At 44.4% G+C, this 25,470-nt stretch carries 30 protein-coding genes; all 30 read right to left on the minus strand.

Features of this window, described 5'->3' with window-relative positions:
• Positions 1-4: 4 nt before the first annotated feature.
• Positions 5-1,072 carry a protein-glutamate methylesterase/protein-glutamine glutaminase gene (locus KY305_RS05320; protein ID WP_223061684.1) on the minus strand — a complete coding sequence of 356 codons (1,068 nt, stop codon included), beginning with the start codon at positions 1,070-1,072 and terminating at the stop codon, positions 5-7.
• A complete protein-coding gene (locus KY305_RS05325) occupies positions 1,069-1,962 on the minus strand; it encodes a MinD/ParA family protein (RefSeq protein ID WP_223061685.1) in 894 nt (297 codons plus the stop codon). Before KY305_RS05325 ends, KY305_RS05320 begins: the two co-directional genes overlap by 4 nt.
• On the minus strand, positions 1,959-3,053 hold the full coding sequence (gene flhF, locus KY305_RS05330) for a flagellar biosynthesis GTPase FlhF (RefSeq protein WP_223061686.1): 1,095 nt from the start codon (positions 3,051-3,053) through the stop codon (positions 1,959-1,961). The genes KY305_RS05325 and flhF overlap by 4 nt, the downstream gene beginning before the upstream one ends.
• On the minus strand, positions 3,053-5,086 hold the full coding sequence (gene flhA, locus KY305_RS05335; RefSeq protein ID WP_223061687.1) for a flagellar biosynthesis protein FlhA: 2,034 nt from the start codon (positions 5,084-5,086) through the stop codon (positions 3,053-3,055). Before flhA ends, flhF begins: the two co-directional genes overlap by 1 nt.
• Positions 5,087-5,119: 33 nt before the next feature.
• Positions 5,120-6,199 carry a flagellar biosynthesis protein FlhB gene (gene flhB, locus KY305_RS05340; RefSeq protein WP_223061876.1) on the minus strand — a complete coding sequence of 360 codons (1,080 nt, stop codon included), beginning with the start codon at positions 6,197-6,199 and terminating at the stop codon, positions 5,120-5,122.
• Positions 6,199-6,978 carry a flagellar biosynthetic protein FliR gene (gene fliR / locus KY305_RS05345; protein ID WP_223061688.1) on the minus strand — a complete coding sequence of 260 codons (780 nt, stop codon included), beginning with the start codon at positions 6,976-6,978 and terminating at the stop codon, positions 6,199-6,201. Before fliR ends, flhB begins: the two co-directional genes overlap by 1 nt.
• 6 nt (positions 6,979-6,984) lie before the next feature.
• Positions 6,985-7,254 (minus strand): flagellar biosynthesis protein FliQ, encoded by a 270-nt coding sequence (gene fliQ, locus KY305_RS05350; RefSeq protein ID WP_061520532.1) that lies wholly within the window; start codon positions 7,252-7,254, stop codon positions 6,985-6,987.
• 14 nt (positions 7,255-7,268) lie between these two features.
• Complete coding sequence (gene fliP / locus KY305_RS05355) at positions 7,269-7,934, minus strand: flagellar type III secretion system pore protein FliP (RefSeq protein ID WP_214799291.1); 666 nt, start codon at positions 7,932-7,934, stop codon at positions 7,269-7,271.
• Positions 7,927-8,580, minus strand: a complete 654-nt coding sequence (gene fliZ / locus KY305_RS05360; protein WP_223061689.1) for a flagella biosynthesis regulatory protein FliZ — start codon at positions 8,578-8,580, stop codon at positions 7,927-7,929. Before fliZ ends, fliP begins: the two co-directional genes overlap by 8 nt.
• A 14-nt stretch (positions 8,581-8,594) precedes the next feature.
• Positions 8,595-8,957 (minus strand): chemotaxis protein CheY, encoded by a 363-nt coding sequence (gene cheY / locus KY305_RS05365; protein WP_003154238.1) that lies wholly within the window; start codon positions 8,955-8,957, stop codon positions 8,595-8,597.
• A 27-nt stretch (positions 8,958-8,984) separates the two neighbouring features.
• On the minus strand, positions 8,985-10,112 hold the full coding sequence (gene fliY / locus KY305_RS05370) for a flagellar motor switch phosphatase FliY (RefSeq protein WP_223061690.1): 1,128 nt from the start codon (positions 10,110-10,112) through the stop codon (positions 8,985-8,987).
• Positions 10,102-11,100, minus strand: a complete 999-nt coding sequence (gene fliM, locus KY305_RS05375; protein ID WP_223061691.1) for a flagellar motor switch protein FliM — start codon at positions 11,098-11,100, stop codon at positions 10,102-10,104. Before fliM ends, fliY begins: the two co-directional genes overlap by 11 nt.
• Positions 11,101-11,133: 33 nt before the next feature.
• Positions 11,134-11,553 (minus strand): flagellar basal body-associated protein FliL, encoded by a 420-nt coding sequence (gene fliL, locus KY305_RS05380; RefSeq protein WP_223061692.1) that lies wholly within the window; start codon positions 11,551-11,553, stop codon positions 11,134-11,136.
• The gene (swrD, locus tag KY305_RS05385) at positions 11,550-11,765 is read right to left on the minus strand and encodes a swarming motility protein SwrD (RefSeq protein ID WP_223061693.1); all 216 of its coding nucleotides are present in this window, start codon (positions 11,763-11,765) and stop codon (positions 11,550-11,552) included. The genes fliL and swrD overlap by 4 nt, the downstream gene beginning before the upstream one ends.
• Positions 11,766-11,804: 39 nt before the next feature.
• Complete coding sequence (gene flgG / locus KY305_RS05390) at positions 11,805-12,581, minus strand: flagellar basal body rod protein FlgG (RefSeq protein ID WP_223061694.1); 777 nt, start codon at positions 12,579-12,581, stop codon at positions 11,805-11,807.
• Positions 12,582-12,605: 24 nt separating this feature from the next.
• Positions 12,606-13,031, minus strand: a complete 426-nt coding sequence (gene flgD, locus KY305_RS05395; protein ID WP_223061695.1) for a flagellar hook assembly protein FlgD — start codon at positions 13,029-13,031, stop codon at positions 12,606-12,608.
• Complete coding sequence (locus KY305_RS05400) at positions 13,032-14,399, minus strand: flagellar hook-length control protein FliK (protein ID WP_223061696.1); 1,368 nt, start codon at positions 14,397-14,399, stop codon at positions 13,032-13,034.
• Between the two features lie 12 nt (positions 14,400-14,411).
• Complete coding sequence (locus KY305_RS05405) at positions 14,412-15,020, minus strand: MotE family protein (protein WP_223061697.1); 609 nt, start codon at positions 15,018-15,020, stop codon at positions 14,412-14,414.
• 11 nt (positions 15,021-15,031) lie between these two features.
• Positions 15,032-15,475: a flagellar export protein FliJ gene (fliJ, locus tag KY305_RS05410; RefSeq protein WP_223061698.1), complete on the minus strand. Its 444-nt coding sequence runs from the start codon at positions 15,473-15,475 to the stop codon at positions 15,032-15,034.
• Between the two features lie 3 nt (positions 15,476-15,478).
• Positions 15,479-16,795, minus strand: a complete 1,317-nt coding sequence (gene fliI, locus KY305_RS05415) for a flagellar protein export ATPase FliI (RefSeq protein ID WP_214799313.1) — start codon at positions 16,793-16,795, stop codon at positions 15,479-15,481.
• Positions 16,792-17,547 (minus strand): flagellar assembly protein FliH, encoded by a 756-nt coding sequence (gene fliH / locus KY305_RS05420; RefSeq protein WP_223061699.1) that lies wholly within the window; start codon positions 17,545-17,547, stop codon positions 16,792-16,794. The genes fliI and fliH overlap by 4 nt, the downstream gene beginning before the upstream one ends.
• Positions 17,540-18,556: a flagellar motor switch protein FliG gene (gene fliG, locus KY305_RS05425; protein WP_214799316.1), complete on the minus strand. Its 1,017-nt coding sequence runs from the start codon at positions 18,554-18,556 to the stop codon at positions 17,540-17,542. Before fliG ends, fliH begins: the two co-directional genes overlap by 8 nt.
• Positions 18,557-18,568: 12 nt before the next feature.
• The gene (fliF, locus tag KY305_RS05430; RefSeq protein ID WP_223061700.1) at positions 18,569-20,179 is read right to left on the minus strand and encodes a flagellar basal-body MS-ring/collar protein FliF; all 1,611 of its coding nucleotides are present in this window, start codon (positions 20,177-20,179) and stop codon (positions 18,569-18,571) included.
• A gap of 43 nt (positions 20,180-20,222) precedes the next feature.
• Positions 20,223-20,543: a flagellar hook-basal body complex protein FliE gene (gene fliE, locus KY305_RS05435; RefSeq protein ID WP_214799320.1), complete on the minus strand. Its 321-nt coding sequence runs from the start codon at positions 20,541-20,543 to the stop codon at positions 20,223-20,225.
• A 10-nt stretch (positions 20,544-20,553) separates the two neighbouring features.
• Positions 20,554-21,006, minus strand: coding sequence for a flagellar basal body rod protein FlgC (flgC, locus tag KY305_RS05440; protein ID WP_223061701.1), 453 nt, complete (start codon positions 21,004-21,006; stop codon positions 20,554-20,556).
• On the minus strand, positions 21,006-21,395 hold the full coding sequence (flgB, locus tag KY305_RS05445; RefSeq protein WP_223061702.1) for a flagellar basal body rod protein FlgB: 390 nt from the start codon (positions 21,393-21,395) through the stop codon (positions 21,006-21,008). Before flgB ends, flgC begins: the two co-directional genes overlap by 1 nt.
• 353 nt (positions 21,396-21,748) lie before the next feature.
• Positions 21,749-22,528 (minus strand): GTP-sensing pleiotropic transcriptional regulator CodY, encoded by a 780-nt coding sequence (gene codY, locus KY305_RS05450; protein WP_061520513.1) that lies wholly within the window; start codon positions 22,526-22,528, stop codon positions 21,749-21,751.
• Between the two features lie 37 nt (positions 22,529-22,565).
• Positions 22,566-23,978 (minus strand): ATP-dependent protease ATPase subunit HslU, encoded by a 1,413-nt coding sequence (gene hslU, locus KY305_RS05455; RefSeq protein WP_262417618.1) that lies wholly within the window; start codon positions 23,976-23,978, stop codon positions 22,566-22,568.
• 7 nt (positions 23,979-23,985) lie between these two features.
• Entirely contained in the window at positions 23,986-24,531 is a 546-nt protein-coding gene (gene hslV / locus KY305_RS05460; RefSeq protein WP_061528734.1) for an ATP-dependent protease subunit HslV, read from the minus strand.
• A 15-nt stretch (positions 24,532-24,546) separates the two neighbouring features.
• On the minus strand, positions 24,547-25,464 hold the full coding sequence (gene xerC / locus KY305_RS05465) for a tyrosine recombinase XerC (RefSeq protein WP_061528733.1): 918 nt from the start codon (positions 25,462-25,464) through the stop codon (positions 24,547-24,549).
• Positions 25,465-25,470 lie beyond the last annotated feature (6 nt).

The raw sequence follows: 25,470 nt of genomic DNA on the forward strand, positions 1-25,470 counted from the left end.
TGATTCACACCCTCTCTTTTTTCACACAGCTCGTGATGGATGCTGCGATATCTTCTACATGTTTAATGTCATGAATGAGGCCCGCTTTTATGGCTGACTTCGGCATTCCGAACACAACACATGATTCGTCCGATTCCGCAATCGTTTTGACACCGCCGGCTCTAAGCATTTCTTTTACGCCTTCGGTTCCGTCACTGCCCATGCCGGTCATAATGACGGCCACCTTTTCATAATCGTGCAGCCTGCTCGCTGAACGAAACAAATAATCGGCTGACGGCTTATGCCTGCTTGCCGTGTCATGAACATCAAGAACAATGCGGAGTCTCCCGCCGTCTTGTATAACCGTCATGTTTTTTCCGCCGGGGGCGATATACACACAGCCTGCTTTTGCTTCTTCACCGTTTTCTGCTTCTTTCACCTGTATATCTGACAAGTGGTTCAGCCTGTCTGCAAGTGAAGCGGTAAAGCCTTCAGGCATATGCTGAACGACAAGGATCGGCGCGTTTAAATCCTTCGGCAGCTTCGGAATGACCTTTTGCAGCGCACGCGGCCCCCCTGTAGACGTCGCAATGAATACAGCCTGCTTGGCCGATCTTATTTTCGGTTTTTCAAGCCCGGCTGCAGCCGGGCGTTTAGGCGTGAGGGGTTCGGCCGAAACCGCTTCTGGTTTTTTGGTTTGAGACAGTCCGGCAGCAATGACTCTTTCAATCAGCTGCTCTTTAATTTTATAAAGATCAAGGGAAATCGCTCCGGAAGGCTTTGTAATAAAGTCAAACGCTCCCATTTCCAAGCAGTTAATCGTGCGGTCTTTTCCTTGCTGTGTCTGGCTCGATACCATAATCACCGGAAGTTTATAAATGTCGATGATTTTCCGCAATGTATCCGTTCCGTTCATGACCGGCATTTCAATATCAAGCGTGACAACATCCGGCTGAAGAAGCTCTATTTTTTTTAACGCCTCTTCTCCGTTTCTTGCAGTCCCGATGACTTCTATCTGTATTTCCGCGGCCAGAAAATCTGTAATCATCTTTCTCATAAAAGCTGAGTCATCAACGACAAGCACACGAATCAATGTAAAGTCCTCCTCATCAAAAAAGAAGATAATTTCTCAATAAATGCTGACTTTTCTTCTCTAGGTTTGTTTTCTTCCGTTTGAAACAAGACATCCGCTAGCAGACGGACGGACTTGCTGGCTTTTGCTTGAGGACTATTTATTAAAAAAGGCACCTGGTCAATCACAGCTTGACTCACAAGCGGATCATCCGGTATAGAGCCGGCGAATTTGACGTCTGCACCCAAAAACGTGTGAATCGCGTGAGAAAGGCGGGCAAAAGTATCCAGTGCATTTTTTTTGCTGCGGGCGCGATTAACGGCAATGCTTATCGACAGCCGCTCATCTGCAATCACGAGATGTTTAATTGCGCTGTAGGCATCCATAATGGCCGTCGGCTCAGGCGTTGTGACGGCGAGAATCTCTTCCGCTGATAAAATAAACGGCAGCTGCTCTTTTGATAAACCCGCTCCCATGTCAAACAGAACATAATCAAAGTCTCTTAAAACAGCGGAAAGATCATTCATAAAATACGACCATTTCTCCCTGTCCGCCCGGTATATGACATCAAGCCCCGTCCCTCCGGATATGTAGCGGATGCCTTTCGGACCGGCAGACAGTGATTGAGCCAGCGCATACCGGTTCTCCATCACATCGATGATGGTGCGGGAAGAAGAAGCCCCGATCAGCACATCAATGTTTCCCATTCCGATATCGAGATCGATAATGAGCACATTTTCCCCTTTTTCCTGCAGGGCAACTGCCAAATTTAACGTGATATTGGATTTTCCGACGCCGCCCTTTCCGCTGATAACCGCCAATGTCTTTGCTTTTTTTTCATACAGCTGCGGCTTGATCAGCTGCCGCTGTTTCATTTTTCTTCTTAATGACTCGGCCTGATCGGGTTTCATGCCATAAGCATCCTTACAAAGTCTTTCGGAGAAACAGTCAGTATATCCTCAGGCACATTTTGTCCGTTTGTCAAAAAAGCCGCGCCGATCCTTGATTCTGTCAGCACTTGATAAACCGAACCGAGTGAGGCGGTCTCGTCTGTTTTCGTAAAGATGAATTGATTCACCGGAACATCGGAAAACCGTGTCAGCACCTGTTTCATATCTTCATATTTTGAAGATGCCGATAATACAAGAAACGATTGTAAGCCGGATTCGAACGGAATCATCTCTTGTAATTCCGTAATATATTGCTCTTCTTTAAAGTTTCTTCCCGCGGTATCGATAAAGACATGGTCATATTCCGCAAATTTGGCTTGAGCTTTAAGACATTCTTCTTTCGAATAGCATACTTCAAGGGGCGCCTGTAACAGCTCCGCATATGTTTTCAGCTGTTCGACCGCGGCGATCCTGTAAGTATCCGTCGTTATAAACGCAATCTTCTTATGCTCCGCAAGCATCGATGAAGCGGCCAGTTTCGCGAGAGTTGTCGTTTTCCCGGCTCCTGTTGAACCGAAAAGCACCACGTATTTTGATTGAATGCCTTCCTGCCACCTGTCTTTTGAAGGAAGCTTTTCAGCTAATAGTTCCTGCAATTTGACAACGACGTTCTCTTCAGTCAAATCGCCTGCTGCAATTGAAGAATTGAGGAGCTCACTCAAAACCGTTTTCTGCATTTGGTCTGTAAGCCCCGCTTTATCCAAAAGACGTTCCGCTTTCTTTAAAGGTTCAGGCAGCACTTCTTTGTAATGAGACAGATCATAGGACGTGCTTTGATTCGGCGCTTGCTGAGGCGGCTGAATGGTTTGCACGGTGTCTGTCATTTCCGTCTTTTTCTTCCCCTCGCCGATATTTGGCGGAGTTTTTTTCGCTTCCCTTACGTCCCGATCTAACACCGCAATCACTTCAACAGCCTGCTCCGCCCGCAAGCCAAGCCATTTTCGTTTTTTCACTTGTTTCGAATTTAAAATCACGGCGTCGTTGCCGAGTTCTTTTTTGATTTGTTTTGCGGCTTCCTGCATTGAAGCGGCTGTAAATTTTTTAATCTTCATTAAATATCCACCACTCCAATGCTTTGTACTTCAACATTTGCTTCAAGCTCATTATAGGAAAGAACCGGAAGATCAGGGAAATAGCGTTCTAACAGCTGTTTTACATACATTCTGACCGGAGGAGAGCAAAGCAGAATGGCTGTTTCCTGCCGGATTGAAAGCTGCTCAGCCTCTTTGGCGACTGAACGGATGATGCTGTCTGACACGTCAGGCTCAAGCGACAAATAATTGCCTTGTTCAGTCTGCTGCACGCCATCTGCAATCGCCTTTTCCACCCGCCCTGAGCATGTCATGACTTTCAGTGTTTCATCATCTCTTGCGTACTGGGCGGTAATTTGTTTGGCCAGTGACTGCCTCGCATATTCTGTCAAAAGGTCCGAATCCGTCGTTAATTTTCCGTAATCGGCAAGTGTTTCAAAAATGGTAACCAGGTTCCGAATTGATACCTTTTCCTTCAATAGTTTCGCAAGCACCTTTTGAATGTCGCCGACAGATAACGGATTAGGTGTGACTTCATCCACAAGCACAGGATAATTCTCCTTCAGATGATCGATAAGCTGTTTTGTTTCCTGTCTGCCGACCAGTTCATGGGCATGCTGTTTAATTTTTTCTGTAATATGCGTAGATACGACAGACGCGGGATCAACAACCGTATAGCCGAGCATGTCCGCTTCGTCCTTAGCGGCTTCTCCGATCCATTTCGCGGGAAGCCCGAACGACGGTTCAACCGTTTCAATTCCTTCAATGATGTCATCTTCAGGCGTCGGTGACATTGCTAAATAATGATCGAGCAAAAGCTCACCTTTTGCGACTTCGTTGCCTTTGATTTTTAATCGGTATTCATTCGGCTGAAGCGCGATATTATCCCGAATGCGGACAACCGGAATCACAAGCCCTAATTCAAGCGCAAGCTGGCGTCTGATCATGACGATCCGATCCAGAAGATCACCGCCCTGCCCCGCATCTGCAAGCGGTATGAGACCGTAGCCGAATTCGAATTCGATCGGATCAATATGCAGAAGCTGCACAACGCTTTCCGGACTTTTCAGTTCATCCACTTGAGCCTCTTCTTCAAGAATTTCTTCCTCTTCTTCGTTCGGTTTGGCGGTTTTGGACAGCGTGTAAGCGCCAAAGGCCAGCAAGCCGGCAATAGGGCCTGTAAGCAGAATGCCGATTGGCGTAAAGAGACCTAGCAAAAGAACGGTGGCTGCCGCTACATACAAAAGCTTAGGATATGCAAACAGCTGTCCTGTAATATCGTGACCGAGGTTTCCGTCTGACGCCGCTCTCGTTACGACAATTCCCGTGGCCGTAGAAATGAGCAGGGCGGGCATTTGGGAGACGATTCCGTCACCGACCGTCAGCATTGTAAAGTGAGAAGCTGCCTCTTGAATACTCATCCCCTGCTGAAGCATGCCGATAACAATTCCGAAGATAATATTAATCATCACGATAATAATTCCGGCGATGGCGTCCCCTTTAACAAATTTACTCGCACCGTCCATCGCGCCGTAAAAGTCAGCTTCTCTTCCGACTTTTTCACGCCTGTGTTTCGCGTCCTGCTCCGTGATCATGCCGGCATTTAAATCAGCGTCAATACTCATTTGTTTTCCCGGCATCGCATCAAGCGTAAATCTGGCAGCGACTTCTGACACACGTTCGGCGCCTTTGGTAATAACGATAAATTGGATAATAATTAAAATAATAAAGACAACAAGTCCTACCAGCACATTTCCGCCGACAACGAAATTCCCGAATGTCTCAACAACTTTTCCCCCTTCTCCGTGAGAAAGAATGGAACGGGTCGTCGAAACATTAAGCGCAAGCCGAAACAACGTCAGCAATAGCAGCAATGACGGGAAAATGGAGAACTGCAGCGGTTCTTGCATATTCATTGTGGTGAGAAGCACGATCAACGCAAGAGAGATATTAATGATGATCAAAATACTTAACAACCATGGAGGAAATGGAATCACCAGCATTGCCACAATGAGGACAACACTTATTAAAACCGATAAATCTCTTGTTGACATGCTGTTTTTCTCTCCTTTTGAATCTGAAATTCACTATACTTTTTGTTTCGTTTTATATACATAAGCTAAAATTTCTGCGATGACTTTGAAAAAATCCTCCGGCACGGGCTGGTCAATCTCAACCTGGTCATATAACGCACGCGCAAGCGGTCTGTTTTCAATCGTCATGACATCATGCTCTTTGGCAATTTGCCTGATTTTTAAGGCGAGGTGATCGACCCCTTTGGCAACGATATAGGGGGCATCCATCTTCTTCTCGTCATATTTTAAAGCGATCGCATAATGGGTCGGGTTGGTAATGATGACATCGGCCTTCGGCACTTCCTGCATCATCCGCCTCATGGCCATTTCCCGCTGCTTCTGCTTAATTTTGGACTTGATAATCGGATCACCCTCCGATTTTTTATATTCATCTTTTATATCCTGCTTTGACATTCTGATGTTTTTTTCATAGTCAAATCGCTGATATAAATAATCAAGACCCGCCAATACCATTAAAGCCCCCGATCCGGCAAGACCCATCCAAAGGGTCAGCTTGGAGACGAAGGTAAGGACTTCAGCAGGCGTTAAAAGCGGGAGGCGCAGAATGTCCCCATAATGCAGCCAGAGCACAAGAAAAGCGGCAAAACCGACCACGGCAATTTTCAAAATGGATTTAATCAGTTCCACGATTGCCCTGATACTGTAGATTCGCTTAAAACCTTTTAACGGGCTGAGCTTATTGAGATCAGGCTTAAGGACTTCTGCAGAAAACAAGAATCCCACCTGCATGTAATTGCTTATAACACCCGCCAGAAGGGCAACAAGCAAAATCGGCGCAAGAATAATGGCTATATCTTTTACCACATCAACAAACAGCTCGTGCACGTTAGACATTGACAGCTGCATCGAGATTGATTTGGTATAAAACCTTTTAATAAACGACAGCAGCCTGTCCCTCATAAAAGGCCCGATTGCTAATAGCGAAAGGAAAATCAGCAATAACGAAACCGCTGTATTGACATCCGTGCTTTTCGCAACCTGCCCTTTCTTCCTCGTGTCCTTTCGTTTTTTCGGAGTGGCTTTCTCCGTCTTTTCTCCTGCAAAGAATTGCAGATCCAGTCTGAGTCTCATCATGTCACACCGACCAATGCCAATAGATTTCGCATCGTTTCAACGGTTAAGCTGAAAATACTGCGGACCACGACAAACATCACGGACATACAAACGATCAGCATAATAAAGCTGACAGCTATTTTTAAAGGAAGCCCGACAACAAAAACGTTCAGCTGCGGCACAGTCCTGGCCACAATGCCGAGGGCTAAATCAACTAAAAACAGGCTGGCCACAACCGGCGCCGACATTTGAAAAGCGATAATAAACATGGCATTGAAGCTCTTCGCGATAAAAAGTGCAAACTGTTCATTTCCAAACGCCGGAAATGCCTGATCAAGCGGAATATACTGAAAGCTGTAATAAATACCATCCAGCAAAAGGTGATGGGCATTTACGCTGAGCATAAATAACAGCGCCATCGTATACACGAATTGGCCGATCAAAGGGCTTTGAGACCCTGACTGCGGATCAATCACATTGGCAATGGCAAACCCCATTTGAAAATCGATAAAGGAGCCGGCTATTTGAATAGCTGCCATTATCATGTAAGCGATCAGGCCGAGACTCAAACCGACGACCGCCTCTTTTACGGCAAGAAGCATATACTGTTCCCCTATTTCAATTGACGGTGCATGCTGCAGTGTGCTGAAGCAAATCACCGAAAGAAAAAAGGCAAAGCCGATACGGTGAACGGCCGGCACATTTCGGTGGCCGAACAGCGGAACCGTAACAAAAAAAGCAGAAATTCTAATAAAAACCAATAAAAAAGCGGGAAATAAATCAATGATTGAATTCATTTGATTCTACCCTGCAAATCGGTTCAGATGAGAGAACAGCTCAGTTGTAAACGAAAGAATCGTTGACAGCATCCACGGACCGAAAAAGATCAGCCCGAGCATAACCGCCACAATCTTCGGGATGAAAGCGAGAGTCTGTTCCTGGATTTGAGTTGTCGCTTGAAAGATACTGACGAGCAAACCGACTATTAAAGCGATTGCCAAGAGCGGCCCGCTGATCATAAGTGTTACATATACGGCTTTTTCCGCCATGGAAATTACAAATTCTGAACTCACATTTAGCACCTACCCTAAAAGCTGTCAAGCAAAGATTTCACGATTAAATACCATCCGTCGACCAAAACAAAAAGCAATATTTTAAAGGGCAGAGAGATCATAACCGGCGGAAGCATCATCATTCCCATTGACATTAAAACACTGGCCACAACCATATCGATAATCAAAAACGGAATAAAGATCATAAAGCCCATTTGAAAAGCGGTTTTGAGTTCTGAGATCGCATAGGCAGGCACCATCGTCGTCAAAGGAATATCCTGCAGCGATTCAGGTTTTTTCATTTTGGCGTAGTTCATAAACAGCGCCAAATCCTTCTGCCTTGTATGTTTGCTCATAAACTCTTTAATCGGCTTCTCGGCTTTTGTATAAGCTTCGTCGAGACTGATTTTGTTATCCATCAAAGGTGTTAAGGCTTCCTTATTAATCTCTGAAAATGTCGGAGCCATAATAAAAAATGTTAAAAACAGCGCGAGCCCGATTAAAACCTGATTCGGAGGCATGTTCTGCGTCGCCAGTGACGTTCTGACAAAAGAAAGGACGATGACGATTCTCGTAAAGCAGGTCATTAAAATCAGGATGCCCGGCGCCACTGAAAATACAGTCAAGAGCAATAGTAATTTAACAGTTGAGCTGACTTCGGTCGGATTGCTTGAATTAAAAAGATTAATGAACTCATTCATGATGATACGGGCCTTTCTTCTTTCCTTCAGAACGGTTTTGTTTCAGTTCGTTCAGCTGCTCTTTTAACGCTTTTGAAAACGACGGGAGCATGGTTTGAGGCTTTTTCTCTGAATCCTTGCGCGGACTCACAATTTTAGACCATTCCATCTTAGAGGACATCGCCTCTTCATATTGGCTCAGTATCGCTTCTCGCTCTTTTTCATCTTCAATTTCTTTCAAGAGCTGGATTGTATCGCCGACACCGACTACCAATACGCTGTTTCCGACTTTAATCAGCTGGACCGAACGATTTTGGCCGACTGAGGTTCCGCCGATATTTTCCACATATTGAAACGGCTTTAGCAGGCGGTTTCTTTTATTCATCAGTTTGACAAATCCATAGATCAGCAGAATGACAAATAATAGTGCTGCAATCATCTTCACAAAATCAAAAGCTGAGACAGAAGATGCAGAAGCATCCCCTATCTCATCATCAGCCGTTTGTTTCGTTTTATCGCTTTTTTTCTCTGTTTTGTTTGTTGATTGTTTGTCAAACCATTCGTTGACAGTTGAGTTGTCAGACCCCGCTGCAAAAGCAGCGAACGGATGTACATTGAGTAAAACGAAACAACAAATCAAAGCTAGTAAACCATGACTCTTTTTCAACAGTCGTACACCCTTTAGCTTAATGTTTTATTAATTGCTTCAAGCACGCGGTCTGCTTGGAACGGTTTCACAATAAAGTCTTTTGCGCCGGCTTGAATCGCGTCAATAACCATTGACTGCTGGCCCATGGCAGAACACATGATGATTTTTGCCTGCGGATCGATTTGTTTGATTTCTTTTAAAGCAGTAATTCCGTCCATTTCCGGCATTGTAATATCCATCGTCACCAGGTCAGGTGAATGCTCTTTGAATTTTTCAACGGCCTGCGCTCCGTCTGATGCTTCGGCCACGACGTCAAAACCGTTTTTCACTAAAATATCCTTAATCATCATTCTCATAAATGCTGCATCGTCTACAATTAAAATTCTATGTGCCATAATCTGTTTCTCTCCTCTATTGTTCGGTTATTTTAAATTGTTAAGGCGGTCTGCCTGACTTAAAATATCAGTGACTCTTACGCCGAAGTTTTCTTCAATTACAACTACCTCGCCCTTGGCTACGATCCGCTGATTGACTAAAATATCAACGGGTTCACCCGCAAGCTTGTCCAGCTCGATTATACTTCCAGCAGAAAGCTCAAGTATTTCCTTGACGCTTCTTTTCGTTCTTCCAAGCTCAACTGTAATAGAAAGCGGAATATCCATCAGCATATCAAGGTTATTTCTGGAAGCGTGTGCCGCGTCATTTTGATCAAATGCTTGAAATTCCACCGGCGCGACTTGAACAGGTGCAGCTTTTTTGGCAGTTCCCTGTCTCTTCTGCGTCTTCTGCTCCGGTAGTGACTGCGGTTCTTGCTGAACAGCCGGTTCCGGCTGCGGCTCGTACGTTTCCTGCGGTTCTGATATCTGCATACTTTCTTGGGCCTCATCCGTATTCATCAGCTCTGCAATCAGATCTTTCGCAAACGTGATCGGATAAAGCTGCATAATGCTCGAATCTATTAATTCTCCGACCTTTAACCGGAATGAAACTTTTACAAGCAAATCATCCTCAGGTATTCTGTCCGTGCCTTTTTCTTCTGTCACATCAAGCAGTTCAACCCGCGGCGGAGAAATATCAATCTTTTTACTGAATACAGTCGACATAGACGTTGCCGCCGACCCCATCATTTGGTTCATCGCTTCCTGAACGGCGCTCAGATGGATTTCACCGAGTGAAGGGTCAGCACCTTTGCCATCCCCTCCGATCATCAGGTCAGCAATGATTGCCGCGTCGTTTTGCTCGACAACAAGCAAGTTGCTGCCGTCAAAACCTTCTGTATAGTTCACTTCAATCGCAACATACGGATGAGGAAATTCATCGCTGATTTTGCTTTTTGAAATGACGGTCACACTCGGCGTTGTAATGTCCACTTTTTGATTTAAAAGGGTGGAAAGCGCCGTAGCCGAGCTGCCGAATGAAATGTTTCCGATTTCTCCGATCGCATCACGCTCCAGCTCAGACAAGTTCATGCCGGGCTGTTCAGACTCCTCCGATTGACTGCTGCCATTAAGAAGAGCATCGATTTCATCTTGAGATAATCTATTGTTCATCTTGTTCACCTCTTATGTCGTGATCTAAAATTTGCACTGCCTGTCTACGATTCACCCGGCCGGCCTGCCCTAAAAATTTCGGTTTGTTTCCGACCAATACAGTAAGAGGAGCAGTCACTGATTTGTCTAGAGTAATACAGTCCCCGACTTCCAAACTTAAAAACTCTTCTATTGTCAGTTCAGAAGCGCCCAATAGAGCCACAACAGGAATTTGAGCCGTCATGATGCGCTTTTCAAGAGACTTCGTTTCTTCCGGCTTTGCTTCATTTCGTTCAGATTGCATCCAATAATGAACGGAAAGCTTAGGTATAATCGGCTCAAGCACAACGTGCGGAATACAAAGATTGATGACACCGCTGATTTCACCGATTTGCGTATTGAGTGAAATGACCACAACAGTTTCATTAGGTGAAACCATTTGCACAAATTGAGGATTCACTTCAAATTCGGTCATTTCAGGATTAATATCGGCAATGGATTGCCACGCTTCTTTGTAGTTGCCCAGTGCATTTTCAAATAAATTAGAAATAATATTAGTTTCAATTTCCGTGAGATTGTCCGCCTTATTATGGGTGATTCCAATGCCCCCCATGACGCGGTCAAGCATGGCGTATGCGATGGTTGGATTAACCTCCATCATAATTCTGCCTTCCATCGGATGGACGTCAAATAAATTTAAGATCGTCATGTTCGGTATTGAGCGGATGAACTCCTCATACGGCACCTGGTCAACTGAGCTGACAGATATGTGAATATACGTTCTGAGCTTTGCAGAAAAGTGTGTTGTGAGAAGTCTCGCAAAGTTATCATGTATCCGGGTTAAACTCCGTATCTGGTCTTTAGAAAACCTGAGAGCCCGTTTAAAATCATATACCTTTACTTTTTTCTCTTTTACTTCCTTTTTCAGCTCTTCCGCATCCGCTTCACCCGTTGATATAGCAGAAAGCAATGCGTCGATTTCATTTTGGGAGAGAACTTCTCCTGACATTTTCTTCACCTCCGTATTCTGTCAAATTCGTTTTTATTGCAGATTAAAGGAGGTAATGTACACTTTCTGAACTTTTCCTGCTTGGAGATAGCTGTTTATTTTCTCTTTTAATGTATCTTTAAACGCTTCTCTTCCTTTATCTCCCTCAATCTTGTCGGCGCTTGTATCAGCTAAAATGGAAATAATGTTATCCTTCACCTGAAAATCGCGTTTTTCAAGTTCTTCCTTCGCTTTTGACGAGTCTGTTTCAAGCTTGATTCCTATGCGGATGATGGTGTTTGACTTTAAGTTTGTCGTAATATCGTCTACAGACACAGTAGCTGCAACGACTTCATCAATTGTCGGCTTTTTGTCTTTCTCGGAATTTCCGCTTACGACAAAATATGCTGCGGCTCCGAGGCCGGCAAGGACAACCAAAATAATCAGCATAATGATGACTAATTTTTTCTTCATTCTTCTTCCTCTATTCCCTGATCCAGTGAAAATATTTGTATGTTATGGTAAAACGATGTGACCTTTTCCAGCACTGCTTCTTCCGTTTCCTTTACTACGAATTTTTTGCCGTTGGACAGAGTAATCGTAGTATCCGGGAAGCACTCAATCTGCTCAATAAACAGCGCGTTAAGCGTAAAAGGCTGGCCGTTTAAACGGGTGACCTTAATCATAAAATCCGGAGAAGCAGTTTAACCGCCTCTCCTCCCTCCTTAGCGTTTCAGATTAACCAGCTCCTGAAGGATTTCATCTGATGTCGTAATGATTTTTGAGTTTGATTGGAAACCGCGCTGAGCAACGATCATTTCGGTAAATTCGTCTGTTAAATCAACGTTGGACATTTCAAGATAGCCCGGCAGAAGCTTACCTGAGCCGTTTTCTCCCGGAATATTGACAGCGCTCGCTGCCCCCGAACTTAAAGATTCTCTGTAGAGGTTGCCCCCGATTTTTTCAAGACCGTCACTGTTTGGAAAAGTGACAAGCCCGATTTGCCCCGCATTGTGGACCTGATCTCCTGAATCAGTGTATGTAACGTTCCCGTCTGGTCCGATGCTGTAATCTTTCGCATCAGTAGGAATATTGATTTTGCCGCCGCCGATTTTTTCAAGGTAGTAACCGTCGGTTGTGACAATATTTCCGTCATTGTCCTTCCCGAAATTCCCGGCCCGTGTATAAGCGATTCCTGCCCCGGTATTTATTTGAAAGTAGCCGTCTCCGTTAATGGCCAGATCACTTTTAATCTGGGTTGATTGAGGCGCTCCTGTAGCATGAACGACATCAATAGAAGAAGTAGCGGCACCTAAACCGATCTGCTTTGAATTGGTCACTGCCGAACCGCCGGATACCGTCTGGCTGATCATATCTTTAAAGGTGACACGACTTTTCTTAAAGCCCACTGTGTTGACGTTGGCGATATTATTGCCGATTACATCAAGTTTTGTTTGAAAGTTTTTCATCCCGCTGATACCAGAATATAATGAACGTAACATGTCAAATTCCCCCTAGGTTTCTTTTTATTTAGAAGTTTGGCTTACGGCCGTGACATTCCACGGACTAACCTCTTTACCGTTTTCCAGAACGAGCACATAATTGCCGTTTGAATGTTTTACTGAATTGACCGGACTCGTTTGCTCGGTTCCGTCGCTGTCGCTCCAAGTCACATTTTTGCCGATCCAGTTTACATACATCGTAAACGGGTCTTGATTTTCCACATATTTTGTCATCGTTGTATTCAAATTCATCATTTGCTCCAATGAAGAAAATGTCGCCATCTGACTGATAAATTCTTTATCATCAACCGGATTGAGCGGGTCCTGGTTTTGGACTTGCGTCATTAAAATCTTCAGAAATTCGTCTTTTCCTAAACTCGTGCTTTTGTTTGCGGCGGTGGTGCTTTTAGCCGCATTACTGCTTGCCGCAGCTGAGTTCACTGATGTCAATTATTCTTCCTCCATTTCATTAAGAGAAAGCTCTTCCAGCATATCTCCGAAATCATTTGACTGCTGCTTTTGCCTCTGCTCTCTCTGCCCCTCCTGCTGCTGCTTTTGCTGGTCAGCCAGTTGTCCGTAGACCGGCTGCTGATCCGCACTTTGAAGCGGGACGGTGAAACGGTCGATTTGCACCGACATATTCGGGAGAGATTGTTTCAGCTGAGGAAGATGCTGTTCCAGCAGCTCTTTTGCAGATTGGCTTGATGCGATAATTTTGCTTTGAAACATTCCGTTTTCATTCGTTACCTTAATTGTGACAAATCCGAGATTTTCCGGATTCAGACGAATCGTAAAACTGCCTGTTGATTTTCCGAACGGTGTATATTTCATCTGTTTCCATCCGCTGATGACCTGGTCAGCCAAAGGTTTATTGTCAGGAACCGGCTGTTCGCTTGTCCCGATGGCTGATTGTTGTATACCAGCAAGACTGCGGTTTCCGGTAAACAGCATATGCGCAGCGTATTTGCTGTCAGCAGCCTTTAACGGAGCATCCGCGCCGCTGTTCGCCTTTTCCGTTTTTCCGGCTGATGCCGGCATTTGTCTGCCAAACTCTTGAAACGATTCAGATGATTGAGATAACACGAGAGCTTTCAGCTCGGTCTCAGCCATACTCCATTCCTTCATTCCTTTTTGAGAAAGGCCTGTGAGCTGCTTTATAACGCTTTGGAAGCTTTTCAGCTCAGCAGCCGACATTGTATAGAGCTTAGAAGCCGATTCGTTTTTCGGAAATAACGTCTGCTGCAGATCTTGAATCAGTCGATCCGGAACCCCTTGGCTTTTCAAAGTATCCAATATACGGCCGCCTTCTTGATAAACTGCCTGTGCCTGAGTGCCGCCCGGCAGCTCTTGTTCATGCTGCAGAAGCTGGCACAGAGCGCCTTGAATGAAAAGAAGTCCAGACTCAATCGCGTCACGGCCGGAATCCCGCTCCTCCGCTGAAGGCTGCGGATTTTGGATCTCAGGCTTCACCTCATTTTGCTGTTTGGCTAACATTGCTTCAACAGATTGAGCAAGCTTATGTAATAAAGGCAGGACGTTTTCATTTGTCTGCTTTCCTTCAAGCTCTTTTACCGACTGCAGCAGCTGTTCCAATTGCTGTTCTTTTTCTTCCTGGCCGGCCTTCAGCCAATCGCCGATTTTCGAAAGGGCATCCTTCAGCGCTTTATTGTCTGTCTTCGTCTCTTCTTCAGGCTGCTGAGGAGAAGTGATTTCAGACAGAAGCCAATTCTGAAAAAAACCTAAGCTGTTTTGATTTGCCTTTACATTGCTGTTTTGCGCCGTCTGCATGCGGTTTCCCGTTAATTCAAGCAACTTCAATTTACATCACCCCTATTTTTCATCAGCGGATATTTTTTCTGTATATTTTGCCGCTTGTTCAGGAGTCATTTTCGTCAAGATTTCAGCAAGCTGCTTTTTACTTAATCCGTTTAAAATATCGAGCGCTTCCTTCTCCTTCAGCTGTGTAATGATACTTGCTGCCTTACCGCTGTCCATGCTTTTATATATATTGATTATTTTATCTTTCCCGGCTGAATCCGAAGCAGCGGTCTTTGCCGTTTCGTCCGTTTTTTTCTTCTGTTCTTCAGCTTCCTGCTTCATTGAACGGATTTTCTGATTCAGGCTGTCTATTTCTGATTTGCTCGTGTCTAAATCTTTATTTAAAATATTAATTTCGCTTTTTTGTTCCTTGATGGTTTTCTCAAGCGAAGCCGTTCTGTCTTCCTGCTGCTTCTCCGCCGCATTTTTGCTTTCTTTCGTTTCAGGAACCAGCTGTTTCAAAACAGGCGTTTTAGCGGCCGTTTCCTGAATCGGCTTCATCACATCTACGCCGGCAGCCCAAAGCACAATGCTTGCTACGATGATCAGGAAAATCAGCGGAATAATGATAAAAAGCAGGATTGAACCAAACTTGCCAGATCCCTTTTCTTTATCGGACATCTCATTCGCTCCTAATGCCCCTGAATCATAAACTGCTTAATTGAAATATCATCCATTTCTCTCATTTCTGCAGCTTTATCTTCAAGAGCGAACATATTAAACTGTTTTTCTCGCATTTTTTCAAATTTCTTTACTTCAATGTTTTTTTCTGTCAGCTGATCCTGCTTCTCATTCATTTCATTTCTTTTCATAATGACAAGCTTTTGGTAATGATAAATGGTGTTTTCAAGATTTGAAACGAATTGCTGGTAGTGCCTCATTTCTTGAACACTCATTCCGGTTCTCAGCTTTGATTCTTTATCTTTTTCCAGCAATTCTTTTTTGCTCATATTTTCATATAGTTTCTCAGCTGCCGTTTCAAATTCAGATACCGATTGCCGGTATTCTGATAATGATTGGTCTTTTTCATTTTCCTTTAATTCCAGCAGCTTTTGAAATCTGAATTGATACGCCACGATTTATTCCTCTTTTCCTGTCAAACTCGTCAATGCCGCGATACTTTCTTCCAATTGAGCCGGTTCTTCTGTGCCTTGTTTTAAAAATTGAATAAGCTGCGGGTAAAACTGAATCGCTTCATCAATTTCTCTTGATGACCCTCTTTTGTATGCTCCGATATTAATGAGATCTTCAGAGTTTTGATAAGTTGACAGAAGGTCGCGGAATTTGTTCGCCGCATCTAAATGCTGTTTTTCCGAAATGTTTGACATGACCCTGCTGATGCTTTTCAGTATATTCACGGCCGGAAACTGCCCTTTGTTGGCAAGCGCCCGATCGAGTACGATATGTCCGTCTAAAATCCCGCGGACCGTATCTGCAATGGGTTCGTTCATGTCATCCCCGTCAACGAGAACAGTGTAAAAAGCGGTTATCGTGCCCTGTTCATTCGCACCTGTTCGTTCTAATAAACGAGGTAATATAGCGAACACAGAAGGCGTATATCCTTTTGTCGTCGGCGGTTCGCCGGCAGCCAGCCCAATTTCCCGCTGAGCCATTGCCACCCTCGTGACGGAATCCATCATAAACATCACATTCTGCCCTTTGTCGCGGAAATATTCTGCAATGGCGGTGGCCGTATATGCTGCTTTCAGCCGCATCAAGGCGGGCTGGTCAGATGTAGCGACAACGACGATAGAACGTTTCAGGCCTTCTGCGCCTAAATCTTTCTCAATGAATTCCCGCACCTCACGGCCCCGTTCACCGACAAGAGCGATAATGTTTAAGTCGGCTTCCGTCTGCTTTGCAATCATTCCCATCAGGGTGCTTTTTCCGACTCCGCTTCCTGCAAAAATACCGATTCTTTGTCCTTTGCCTACAGTCAGCAGACTGTCAATTGACCTGACACCGACACCCATCTTTTCCCGGATCGGCGGCCGTTTCATCGGATTTGGCGGGGACTGTTCAGTTGATACCGGGGATAAGCCTTTCGGAAGCGCCTTTCCGTCAAGCGGTTCACCGAATGCGTCGATTACTTGCCCGATCAGTCCTGCTCCCACTTTGATGCGGAGTGATTCGCCTGTAGCCTCCACAATGCTCCCCGGTGCAATACTGGCTGCTTCCAGATAGGGCATTAATAGAATACTTTCATCTTGAAAGCCTACGACCTCAGCTTTAATCGCTTTTCCGGCCCGGCCTTTCGGATAAATCAGACAAACGTCTCCGATCGAGCTTTCGGGTCCTTTCGATTCAATCATCAGCCCGATAACGCGCTTCACCTTGCCGTAGCGTTTGTACGAATCCGCCATTTCAATCGCGTCTATTAAATGCTGCGTTTTCATTGATCCGCTCCCACCTCAAGTGCCGTTAAAAGTTTTTGCTTCAATTGCATCAGCTGGGTATCTATGCCGGCATCAACCCGCCCAAACGGTGTTTCTATATAACAAGTGCCTTTTTCGGCTTTCTCATCGGCATACAGGCTTAACCTGCATTCTTTGTATAGCAGCTGCTGAATTTCGTCCTTATGCTGATAAACCGCTTCATAATACTCGGGGTCTACATAAATTGAAATGTCATCATAATCTTTCACTTCGGCTATTACCTGTTTGACTAACAGAATGAAAGCCTCTTGATCATCGTTTTTTTGCTGCCATACTTTTTTAGCGAGCGCAACAGAAAGCTCAATGATTTCTTCCTCTGCGCTTTCCAGTTTCTCTTCGACCGACTGTCTGGCCATTTCGGTAATCGCGTTGGCTTGGCTGATGAGGTCTGCATATTGATCTGCCGCTTCAGCTTTTCCCAACGCCATGCCTTCTTTGTAGCCTTCTGCTTTTGCTTCTTCAATCAGCCGCTGTCTTTCTTCGGCCCAGCTGTTTTTCTCTTGTTCAATCTGCTGACGGGTGAGCTCCATCTGATTTTTCGCTTCTTCAGAAACCCGATCAGCTTCCGCTTTGGCTAACGCCATGAGAGCCTCCGGGTTTTCGGCACCCTCCTGATCAATCTGAGGATGACTTTGGCGAACTTCCTGCAAGGATAGCTTTCGCCTTTTTTGTTCAGGAGAAAATGATGATTGCTGTTTAATCACATTAGACAATAATATCGTCTCCTCCGCCTCGCGCGATTACAATTTCACCGGCTTCTTCAAGTTTTCGGACAACACCCACGATTCTTGATTGAGCCTCTTCCACATCACGCAAACGCACAGGCCCCATGATTTCCATTTCTTCTTTAAAGGTTTCAACCATACGCTGCGACATATTGCTGAAGACGATCTCTTTGACTTCTTCGCTCGCAACTTTTAATGAAAGCAGAAGGTCGTCGTTTTCAACGTCTCTGATCACCCGCTGAATCGCGCGGTTATCAAGTGTAACAATATCTTCAAAGACAAACATCCGTTTCTTGATTTCGTCTGCCAAATCAGGATCCTGTATTTCCAATGAATCGAGAATTGTTTTTTCCGTTCCTCTGTCTACGCCGTTTAACACTTCGACAACGGCTTCAATGCCGCCAGTCTGTGTATAATCCTGCGTAAAGGAAGATGACAGCTTTTGTTCAAGAACCCGCTCCACTTCATTTATGATTTCAGGAGACGTTCTGTCCATAACGGCAATCCTTCTCGCAACCTCAGCCTGAACTTCCGGATTCAGCTCAGACAAAATCTGTCCGGACTGCACCGGGTCAAGATAAGATAAAATCAGCGCCATTGTTTGAGGGTGCTCCTGCTGGATGAAGTTCAAAATCTGCTCTGGTTCGGCTTTTCTTGCAAAGTCGAACGGTTTTACCTGCAGAGAGGAGGTAAGCCTGTTTAAAATGCTTACAGCCTTGTCTTCTCCGAGCGCTTTTTCAAGGACTTGGCGGGCATAATTTAATCCGCCTTGAGAAATATAGTCCTGAGCAATCGCAATATTATGGAACTCTTCAATGATTTCATCTTTTTTCTGATGGTCAACGCTTCTGACTCCCGAAATCTCGAGTGTCAGCCTTTCTATTTCTTCTTCAGACAAATGCTTGTATACGGAGGCTGATACATCAAGGCCTAAGGAAATCATGAGGATGGCTGCTTTTTGTTTTCCTGTAAGCTTGTTTTGATCACGTCTCGCCATTTTTTATTCCCCCTAATCCTCGGCCAGCCAGCTTCGAAGCAATTTCGCAAAGTCTTCCGGCTTTTCTTTTGCCATTTTTTCGAGCTGTTTTCGTCTGACTGTTTCTTCCGTTTCATTTTCTTCTTCGTTGATATCAGGCAATCGAATCGGCTCCTGCGCTGTTTCATACTCGTATTCTTCGTATTCATCATCCCGTGAACGTTTCTTTCTGATGAGAAGAATGATCAGCAGAATAATGGCCGCAAGCAGCACGCCGCCTGTAATGTATACCCAGATCGGCAGGCCTGATGAGTTGGCCGACGCAGTATTCAGGCTTACTTTTCCGTCAAACGGCTGAACGGAAACGACGATTTTGTTGTTGATATCATTGTTTGTAAGGTTTTGATTTTGCGTCTCATTTTTATCAAGAGACGTCCTGACGACAGTTCCCAAAATCTTTTGAATATCAGCCTGTCTTTGAGCGGTTAAAGACGCGGCATTTTTCGGATTCGGCGGTTCTACCATTACCTGGATGCCTAAATCCCGCACCTTATACGGGCTTTCCGCAATTTCTTTATGAATGCGGTTTACTTCATAGTTGATTTTATTGCTGTTTTTTTCGTAGTCACCGCTGCCTGAACTTCCGTTTGTCTGGGCATAGTTTGCAGTGTCATTGCTGCCTGTTCCGGCTGTTCCGCCGTTGGCCGCCCCATCACCTTTATAAGTTTCTGAAACCTTTTCAGCACTTACTGCTATCCCTTCCATGTTATCTTTATCGACAGGCTCGACAATGTCTTCAGTGCGTTTTTCCTTTGTGAAGTCTATATCAGCTGTAACAGAGACAACGACTTTATCTTGTCCCATCATTGTGCCGAGCAGAGACTGCACATGTTTTTGTATGTCTTTTTCGACCTGCGACTTAATACCCTGCTGAGAAGCATAACTGTCAGAAACAGACCCTGCACCGCTGTCACTTTTGTCATAATATGTTGAATTTTGGTCCATTATGACGATATTATCTTCTTTTAAATTCGGAACGCTTTTAGAAACGAGATGGTACAGCCCGTTAATCTGGCTTTGATCGAGCGAGTAGCCCGGCTTGATCTGCAAAACGATGGATGCGGATGCTGCCGGCTGATCTTCGCCGACAAAAACAGCTTCTTTCGGCATATTAATCATAACCTTCGAGCTTTTAATACCGTCCATTTCATTAATCAGGTTCGATAATTCAGTTTGGGTCGCTTCAACCTTTAACACGTCGAATTCATTGTCTGTCAGGCCGAAGCCTGCGTTCTGTCCGAAAAACGAATAATCGATTGATCCCGTTTTCGGCAGGCCTTCTGCTGCAAGCTGCACTTTAAGCGTATCCACTTGGCTTTCCGGAACCATAATGACTGTGCCGCCGTCAGCAAGCTCAGAAGATACTTTTTTCGTATCAAGCTCTTCTTTGATTTTGCCGGCTTCTTCAGCCGATAAATCTTTGTAAAGAGGCACCATCTTTTCAGAAGAAGTAAAAATAATAACTACGATGAGTAAAATTATCGATGCGGCTAATCCGCCTGTCATGAGTATCTTCTGTGTTTTTGATCTGTTGTTCCAAAACGCTGCCGTTTTGGTTTTCATTTGCATTAGAGTACGATTCATGTTAACCCCCGGTCATTCCAGTCATTCTCTTCAATCTGACCCCTTACATCTGCATTCTCATGATTTCCTGATAGGCTTCCACCGCTTTGTTGCGGAATTCAGTTGCAGCCGTCAGAGAAATATTTGCTTTTTGGGCAGCGATCATGACCTCGTCAAGGTTGACATCCTTTCCTGCAGCCAATTTGTTCGTTATATGGTCAGATTGCACTTGAGACTCATTTAACGAATCAATAGAGTTTTTTAAAAGCTCCGAAAAGCTTGTTTGATTTGAAGAGTCAGTTTTTTGACTTTGGTTCAATTGATTCGTTACGTTTTGAGTGTTTTGGGTATTTTGAAGCTGAAAAGGAGTAATAGCGTTAACCACTTACATCACCTTACTTTCCGATTTCTAAAGCCTTCAAGAGCATGCCCTTGGAAGCATTCATTGCCGTTACATTTGCTTCATATGATCTCGTGCTGCTGACAAGGTCAACCATTTCTTTTAACGGATCAACATTAGGCTTTTGCACATATCCGTCTTTATTCGCATCTGGGTTTTGCGGATCGTAAACGAGATTAAAATCCGATGGATCTTCCGTAATACCGGATACCTTAACACCGCTTCCGACACTGCCGCTTCCGCTCAGCTTGGAGTTTAAGAGTGATGAAAACGATTCTCCGCCGGATTGCAGGGAAACCAGTTTTCTCCTGTAAGGCACCCACTCTCCGTTAACCTGCTTCGCTCTCGTCGTATCCATGTTGGCCAAGTTAGACGATACGGCGTCCATCCGGACACGCTGTGCGGTTAAAGCGGAACCTGAAATATTTAAGCTTTGAAAGGCACTCATTATTTTCCTCCTGTCAGAACGGTTTTCAGAGAATTGAATTTGCCGCTCATTCTTTCGACCAAAGCCTGATAGTTGATTTGGTTCTCAGCTAAACTTGTCATCTCTTTATCAATGTCCACATTATTTCCGTTTTGCTGATACGATGTGTCACCGCTGGACACGATTGAATAATCAGTCCCTGAATCCGTAAAGTCAACGTGACGATAGTCGGTTTTTACAGCCTCAAGGTTAGTTGTTTCCTGATTTAATAAATTTTGGAAAGAGACTTTTTTTGCCTTATAGTTCGGTGTATCTATATTGGCGATATTATCAGTTATGACTTTTTGCTTAATGTTCGCTCTCCCCAAGGCTTTATCAAGATTTTGTATGGTTCCAGAAAATAAGTCCAAATCCACTTACCTCCATTTCAGTTGTTTTTCTCCTAAAAATCCTTGTCGAGATTTGTAAAACCATATGCTTATTGTAAGAAATAACAGGCTTAAAGTCTATGAAGTTATGTTAAAAAAAAGTGCTCAATTATATCTATTTTATAAGTGGGTATTAAGTCCTAGAGTATTTGTCCTACAATAATTTGTTTGATATAAGCCTGAAAATAGCAGAATTTCTGTATCTTTCCCCTGCTTCCGCACAGCAAAATGGATTATCTCAGAACACCTGTCATTAATCAACTTTAAACTGCAACTTTTCACCCATTGTTCATAAAAAAAGCAGGACCCCTTTCACAAGGGACCCTGCTTTTGGATTAATGAGATTTCAGATTTTCTAATTCAACCAGGAATTTGTTGTTCAGGACTTTAATATAAGTCCCCTTCATTCCGAGTGATCTTGACTCAATGACACCGGCGCTTTCTAATTTTCTCAGCGCGTTGACGATCACAGAACGCGTAATGCCTACACGGTCCGCAATTTTACTTGCGACCAGCAGCCCTTCGTTACCGTCAAGCTCTTCAAAGATGTGCTCAATGGCTTCAAGCTCACTGTATGACAGAGAGCTGATCGCCATTTGAACGACCGCTTTGCTTCGCGCTTCTTCTTCAATTTCTTCTGCTTTTTCCCTTAAAATCTCCATTCCTACAACGGTTGCTCCGTATTCGGCAAGAATGAGATCATCGTCCTCAAATTGATCCTGCAGACGGGACAGGATGAGCGTGCCCAGACGCTCGCCACCGCCGATAATCGGCACAATCGTAGTTAGGCCGGCTTGGAAAAGGTCTCTGTTTTCGACCGGGAATGCCGTATATTCGCTGTTGATATCGAGGTTTGAAGATGTCTCCGGAACGTTAAACAGATTTCTTGTGTACTCTTCCGGGAATTGGCGGTCTTCAAGCATTTTTTTCATACGGTCATTTTCAATTTGCTGATTAATAGAATAGCCTAAAAGCTTCCCTCTGCGGCTGACAACGAATATATTGGCGTCAATGACGTCACGGAGAGTCTCAGCCATTTCCTTAAAGTTTACGGGTTTGCCTGCAGCAGCTTGCAGCATGCTGTTAATAATGCGTGTTTTTTGTAGTAAAGCCATAATAAATAATCCTCCTAGAATTCCTCTTATTAAATTTTCACAATATAAATTGACTTAAATCTTTGTTGTTTGCAATCGTTCCGAGCTTTTCTTCAACGTATTGCGGCGTGATGGACACTTTTTCCATCGTCACGTCCGGCGCTTCAAAAGAAAGATCCTCTAAAAGCCGTTCCAATATCGTATGAAGCCTTCTCGCACCGATGTTATCTGTATCCTGATTCACATGATAAGCCACTTCTGCGATCTTACGAATAGCTTCGTCAGAAAATTCAAGAGATATACCTTCTGTCTGCAATAATGCCTGATATTGTTTCAGAAGCGCGTTATCGGGTTCAACCAAAATCTTCACAAAATCATCCACTGTCAGTTTGCTCAATTCTACACGAATCGGAAAACGCCCCTGCAGCTCCGGAATCAGATCAGACGGTTTTGCCATATGAAACGCTCCGGCAGCTATAAACAGCACATGATCGGTTTTGACGGAGCCGTATTTGGTGACGACCGTAGAGCCTTCGACAATCGGAAGGATATCCCTTTGAACGCCTTCTCTCGATACGTCAGCAGAGGATGAAGCTCCTCCGTTTTTTGCGATTTTATCTATTTCATCAATAAAGATAATGCCGCCTTCTTCAGCTCTCAAAACGGCTTCCTGGCCTACTTCATCCATATCAATCAGTTTACTTGCCTCTTCATTGGTCAGAACCTTCCTTGCCTCTCTGACCGTCATTTTTCGGCGTTTTTTCTTTTTGGGCATCAGGTTGCTCAGCGCATCCTGCATATTCATGCCCATTTGCTCCATGCCTGAGCCTTGCAGCATGTCAAACATCGACGGCTGCTGCTCTTCCACCTCTACGGTCACATAATGGTCTTCCAGCTCTCCTAACGCGAGCTGATGCGCCATGCGTTTTCTTTTTTCTTCAAGGCTTGCTTCTTCCTGATGTTCAGATTCATCATCATTTGCCGGCTGACTGCCTCCGAACAGCATTTCAAACGGATTTTTCACACCCGTTTGTTTTTTCTTTCCCGGAACAAGAAGCCGCACAATGCGTTTGTTTGCATTTTCTTCAGCCTGTTCTTTTACTTCGCTGATTTTTTCTTCCTTAATGAGCCGTACGGACGTCTCTACAAGGTCTCTGACCATTGATTCGACATCTCTGCCTACATATCCGACTTCTGTAAATTTAGTTGCTTCAATCTTTATAAATGGCGCACCGGTAAGTTTGGCGATCCGTCTGGCGATCTCTGTTTTCCCCACCCCGGTAGGGCCCATCATAAGGATGTTTTTAGGAACGATCTCATCTCTCAGCTTTTCATCAAGAAGACTTCTGCGATAGCGGTTTCTTAATGCCACGGCGACAGCTTTTTTTGCATCTTGCTGCCCTACAATGTATTGGTCTAACCGATCTACAATTTGTCTCGGTGTTAACGGTTTGTTTTCCATGCGCCTCAAGTCCTTTCTATTCAAGTTCTTCCAAAATGATTTGATCGTTTGTGTATACACAAATCTCGCCCGCGATTTCCAAAGCGGCTTTGGCAATATCTCTGGCAGACAGGTTTTCGCCGGCATATGTTTTAAGCGCCCGGCCGGCGGACAGGGCATAGTTGCCGCCGGAGCCGATCGCTAATATGCCGTCATCCGGCTCAATGACTTCACCTGTTCCCGATACGAGAAGCAAGGTATCCTGGTTCATGACAATCAGCATGGCTTCCAGCTTGCGCAGCACTTTGTCGCTGCGCCATTCTTTCGCAAGCTCAACTGACGCGCGTTTTAAGTTGCCGTTGTATTCTTCGAGTTTCGCCTCAAACATTTCAAAAAGAGTGAAAGCGTCTGCAACAGATCCCGCAAAGCCGGCTAAAACTTTTCCGTTGAACAATTTTCTCACTTTTCTTGCGGTATGTTTCATGACAACGGCCTGACCGAATGTGACCTGGCCGTCTCCTGACATGGCGCTTTTTCCTTTATGCTGTACGGCAAAAATCGTTGTCGCATGAAAAGATGACATGAGAAGGGCCTCCTTTTAATTTTCTTTAAAAGCTCTTGGATGGTGGGACATATATGTGTTTCTCAGCATTTCCTTCGATACGTGCGTATATATCTGTGTAGAAGACAGATTGGAATGGCCCAGAAGTTCCTGGACGCTTCTTAAATCCGCCCCTTCATTTAACAGATGGGTCGCAAATGTATGGCGAAGCATATGCGGGTGTATATGTAAAGTGCCGGATGCTTTTTTTACAAGCCCGCTTAAAATATACCGGATTCCTCTGGCTGTAAGCGGGCCGCCTCTTTGATTGACAAATAACACATCATGAGGTTCTTTTGCTTTTTCCAGCAGGCACTGCCTTCCGCTGTTTATGTAAAGCTCCAGCGCTTCCCGGGCGTATGAACCAAACGGAATATAGCGCTGCTTTTTGCCTTTTCCGTGAACGAGCACCGTATCCATGAACAAATCAAGATCACTCACAGTGAGCAAACAGCATTCACTGACCCTCATTCCGGTCGCATAAAGAAGCTCCAGCAATGCTTGATCCCGCATCCCGGACGGCTGGCTTTTGTCAGAAACAGCGAATAGCTCCTCAAGTTCTTTTTGATAAAGAAATTTCGGAATCCGTTTCTCCTGTTTCGGCAGATGAACAAGCTGAAACGGATTCTCTTCTACAAGCTTTTCCCTCATTAAAAATTTATAGAAGCTTCTCAAAGCTGAAATTTTTTTGCTGATTGTTTTTCTTGACAGACCTTTTTCATAGGCTTCTGTCAAAAATATCCTTACATCATGATATGCAGCTTCTTTCATTCCATTTATATTTTGAGCATGCAGGAACATCTCAAATTCTTCAATCGAATTAACATAATTCACAATAGTATATTGTGAATAATTTTTTTCAATTTGTAAATATTCAACGAATAACTTTAAAAAAAAGTTAACATTCTCCGCCATTATTGA

This window comes from Bacillus sp. YC2 (genome assembly GCF_019891195.1).
In the GTDB taxonomy this organism is placed as follows: Bacteria; Bacillota; Bacilli; order Bacillales; family Bacillaceae; genus Bacillus.

Bases quoted from the DNA above. Each gene is read 5' to 3' on its own strand.
- KY305_RS05325 (WP_223061685.1), bottom strand. From the start codon at position 1,962: ATGAAACCCGATCAGGCCGAGTCATTAAGAAGAAAAATGAAACAGCGG.
- flhF (WP_223061686.1), bottom strand. From the start codon at position 3,053: ATGAAGATTAAAAAATTTACAGCCGCTTCAATGCAGGAAGCCGCAAAA.
- flhA (WP_223061687.1), bottom strand. From the start codon at position 5,086: ATGTCAACAAGAGATTTATCGGTTTTAATAAGTGTTGTCCTCATTGTG.
- flhB (WP_223061876.1), bottom strand. From the start codon at position 6,199: ATGAGACTCAGACTGGATCTGCAATTCTTTGCAGGAGAAAAGACGGAG.
- fliR (WP_223061688.1), bottom strand. From the start codon at position 6,978: ATGAATTCAATCATTGATTTATTTCCCGCTTTTTTATTGGTTTTTATT.
- fliP (WP_214799291.1), bottom strand. From the start codon at position 7,934: ATGAATGAGTTCATTAATCTTTTTAATTCAAGCAATCCGACCGAAGTC.
- cheY (WP_003154238.1), bottom strand. From the start codon at position 8,957: ATGGCACATAGAATTTTAATTGTAGACGATGCAGCATTTATGAGAATG.
- fliY (WP_223061690.1), bottom strand. From the start codon at position 10,112: ATGAACAATAGATTATCTCAAGATGAAATCGATGCTCTTCTTAATGGC.
- fliM (WP_223061691.1), bottom strand. From the start codon at position 11,100: ATGTCAGGAGAAGTTCTCTCCCAAAATGAAATCGACGCATTGCTTTCT.
- fliL (WP_223061692.1), bottom strand. From the start codon at position 11,553: ATGAAGAAAAAATTAGTCATCATTATGCTGATTATTTTGGTTGTCCTT.
- swrD (WP_223061693.1), bottom strand. From the start codon at position 11,765: ATGATTAAGGTCACCCGTTTAAACGGCCAGCCTTTTACGCTTAACGCG.
- flgG (WP_223061694.1), bottom strand. From the start codon at position 12,581: ATGTTACGTTCATTATATTCTGGTATCAGCGGGATGAAAAACTTTCAA.
- KY305_RS05405 (WP_223061697.1), bottom strand. From the start codon at position 15,020: ATGTCCGATAAAGAAAAGGGATCTGGCAAGTTTGGTTCAATCCTGCTT.
- fliI (WP_214799313.1), bottom strand. From the start codon at position 16,795: ATGAAAACGCAGCATTTAATAGACGCGATTGAAATGGCGGATTCGTAC.
- fliG (WP_214799316.1), bottom strand. From the start codon at position 18,556: ATGGCGAGACGTGATCAAAACAAGCTTACAGGAAAACAAAAAGCAGCC.
- fliF (WP_223061700.1), bottom strand. From the start codon at position 20,179: ATGAATCGTACTCTAATGCAAATGAAAACCAAAACGGCAGCGTTTTGG.
- flgC (WP_223061701.1), bottom strand. From the start codon at position 21,006: ATGAGTGCCTTTCAAAGCTTAAATATTTCAGGTTCCGCTTTAACCGCA.
- codY (WP_061520513.1), bottom strand. From the start codon at position 22,528: ATGGCTTTACTACAAAAAACACGCATTATTAACAGCATGCTGCAAGCT.
- hslV (WP_061528734.1), bottom strand. From the start codon at position 24,531: ATGTCATCTTTTCATGCGACAACGATTTTTGCCGTACAGCATAAAGGA.
- xerC (WP_061528733.1), bottom strand. From the start codon at position 25,464: ATGGCGGAGAATGTTAACTTTTTTTTAAAGTTATTCGTTGAATATTTA.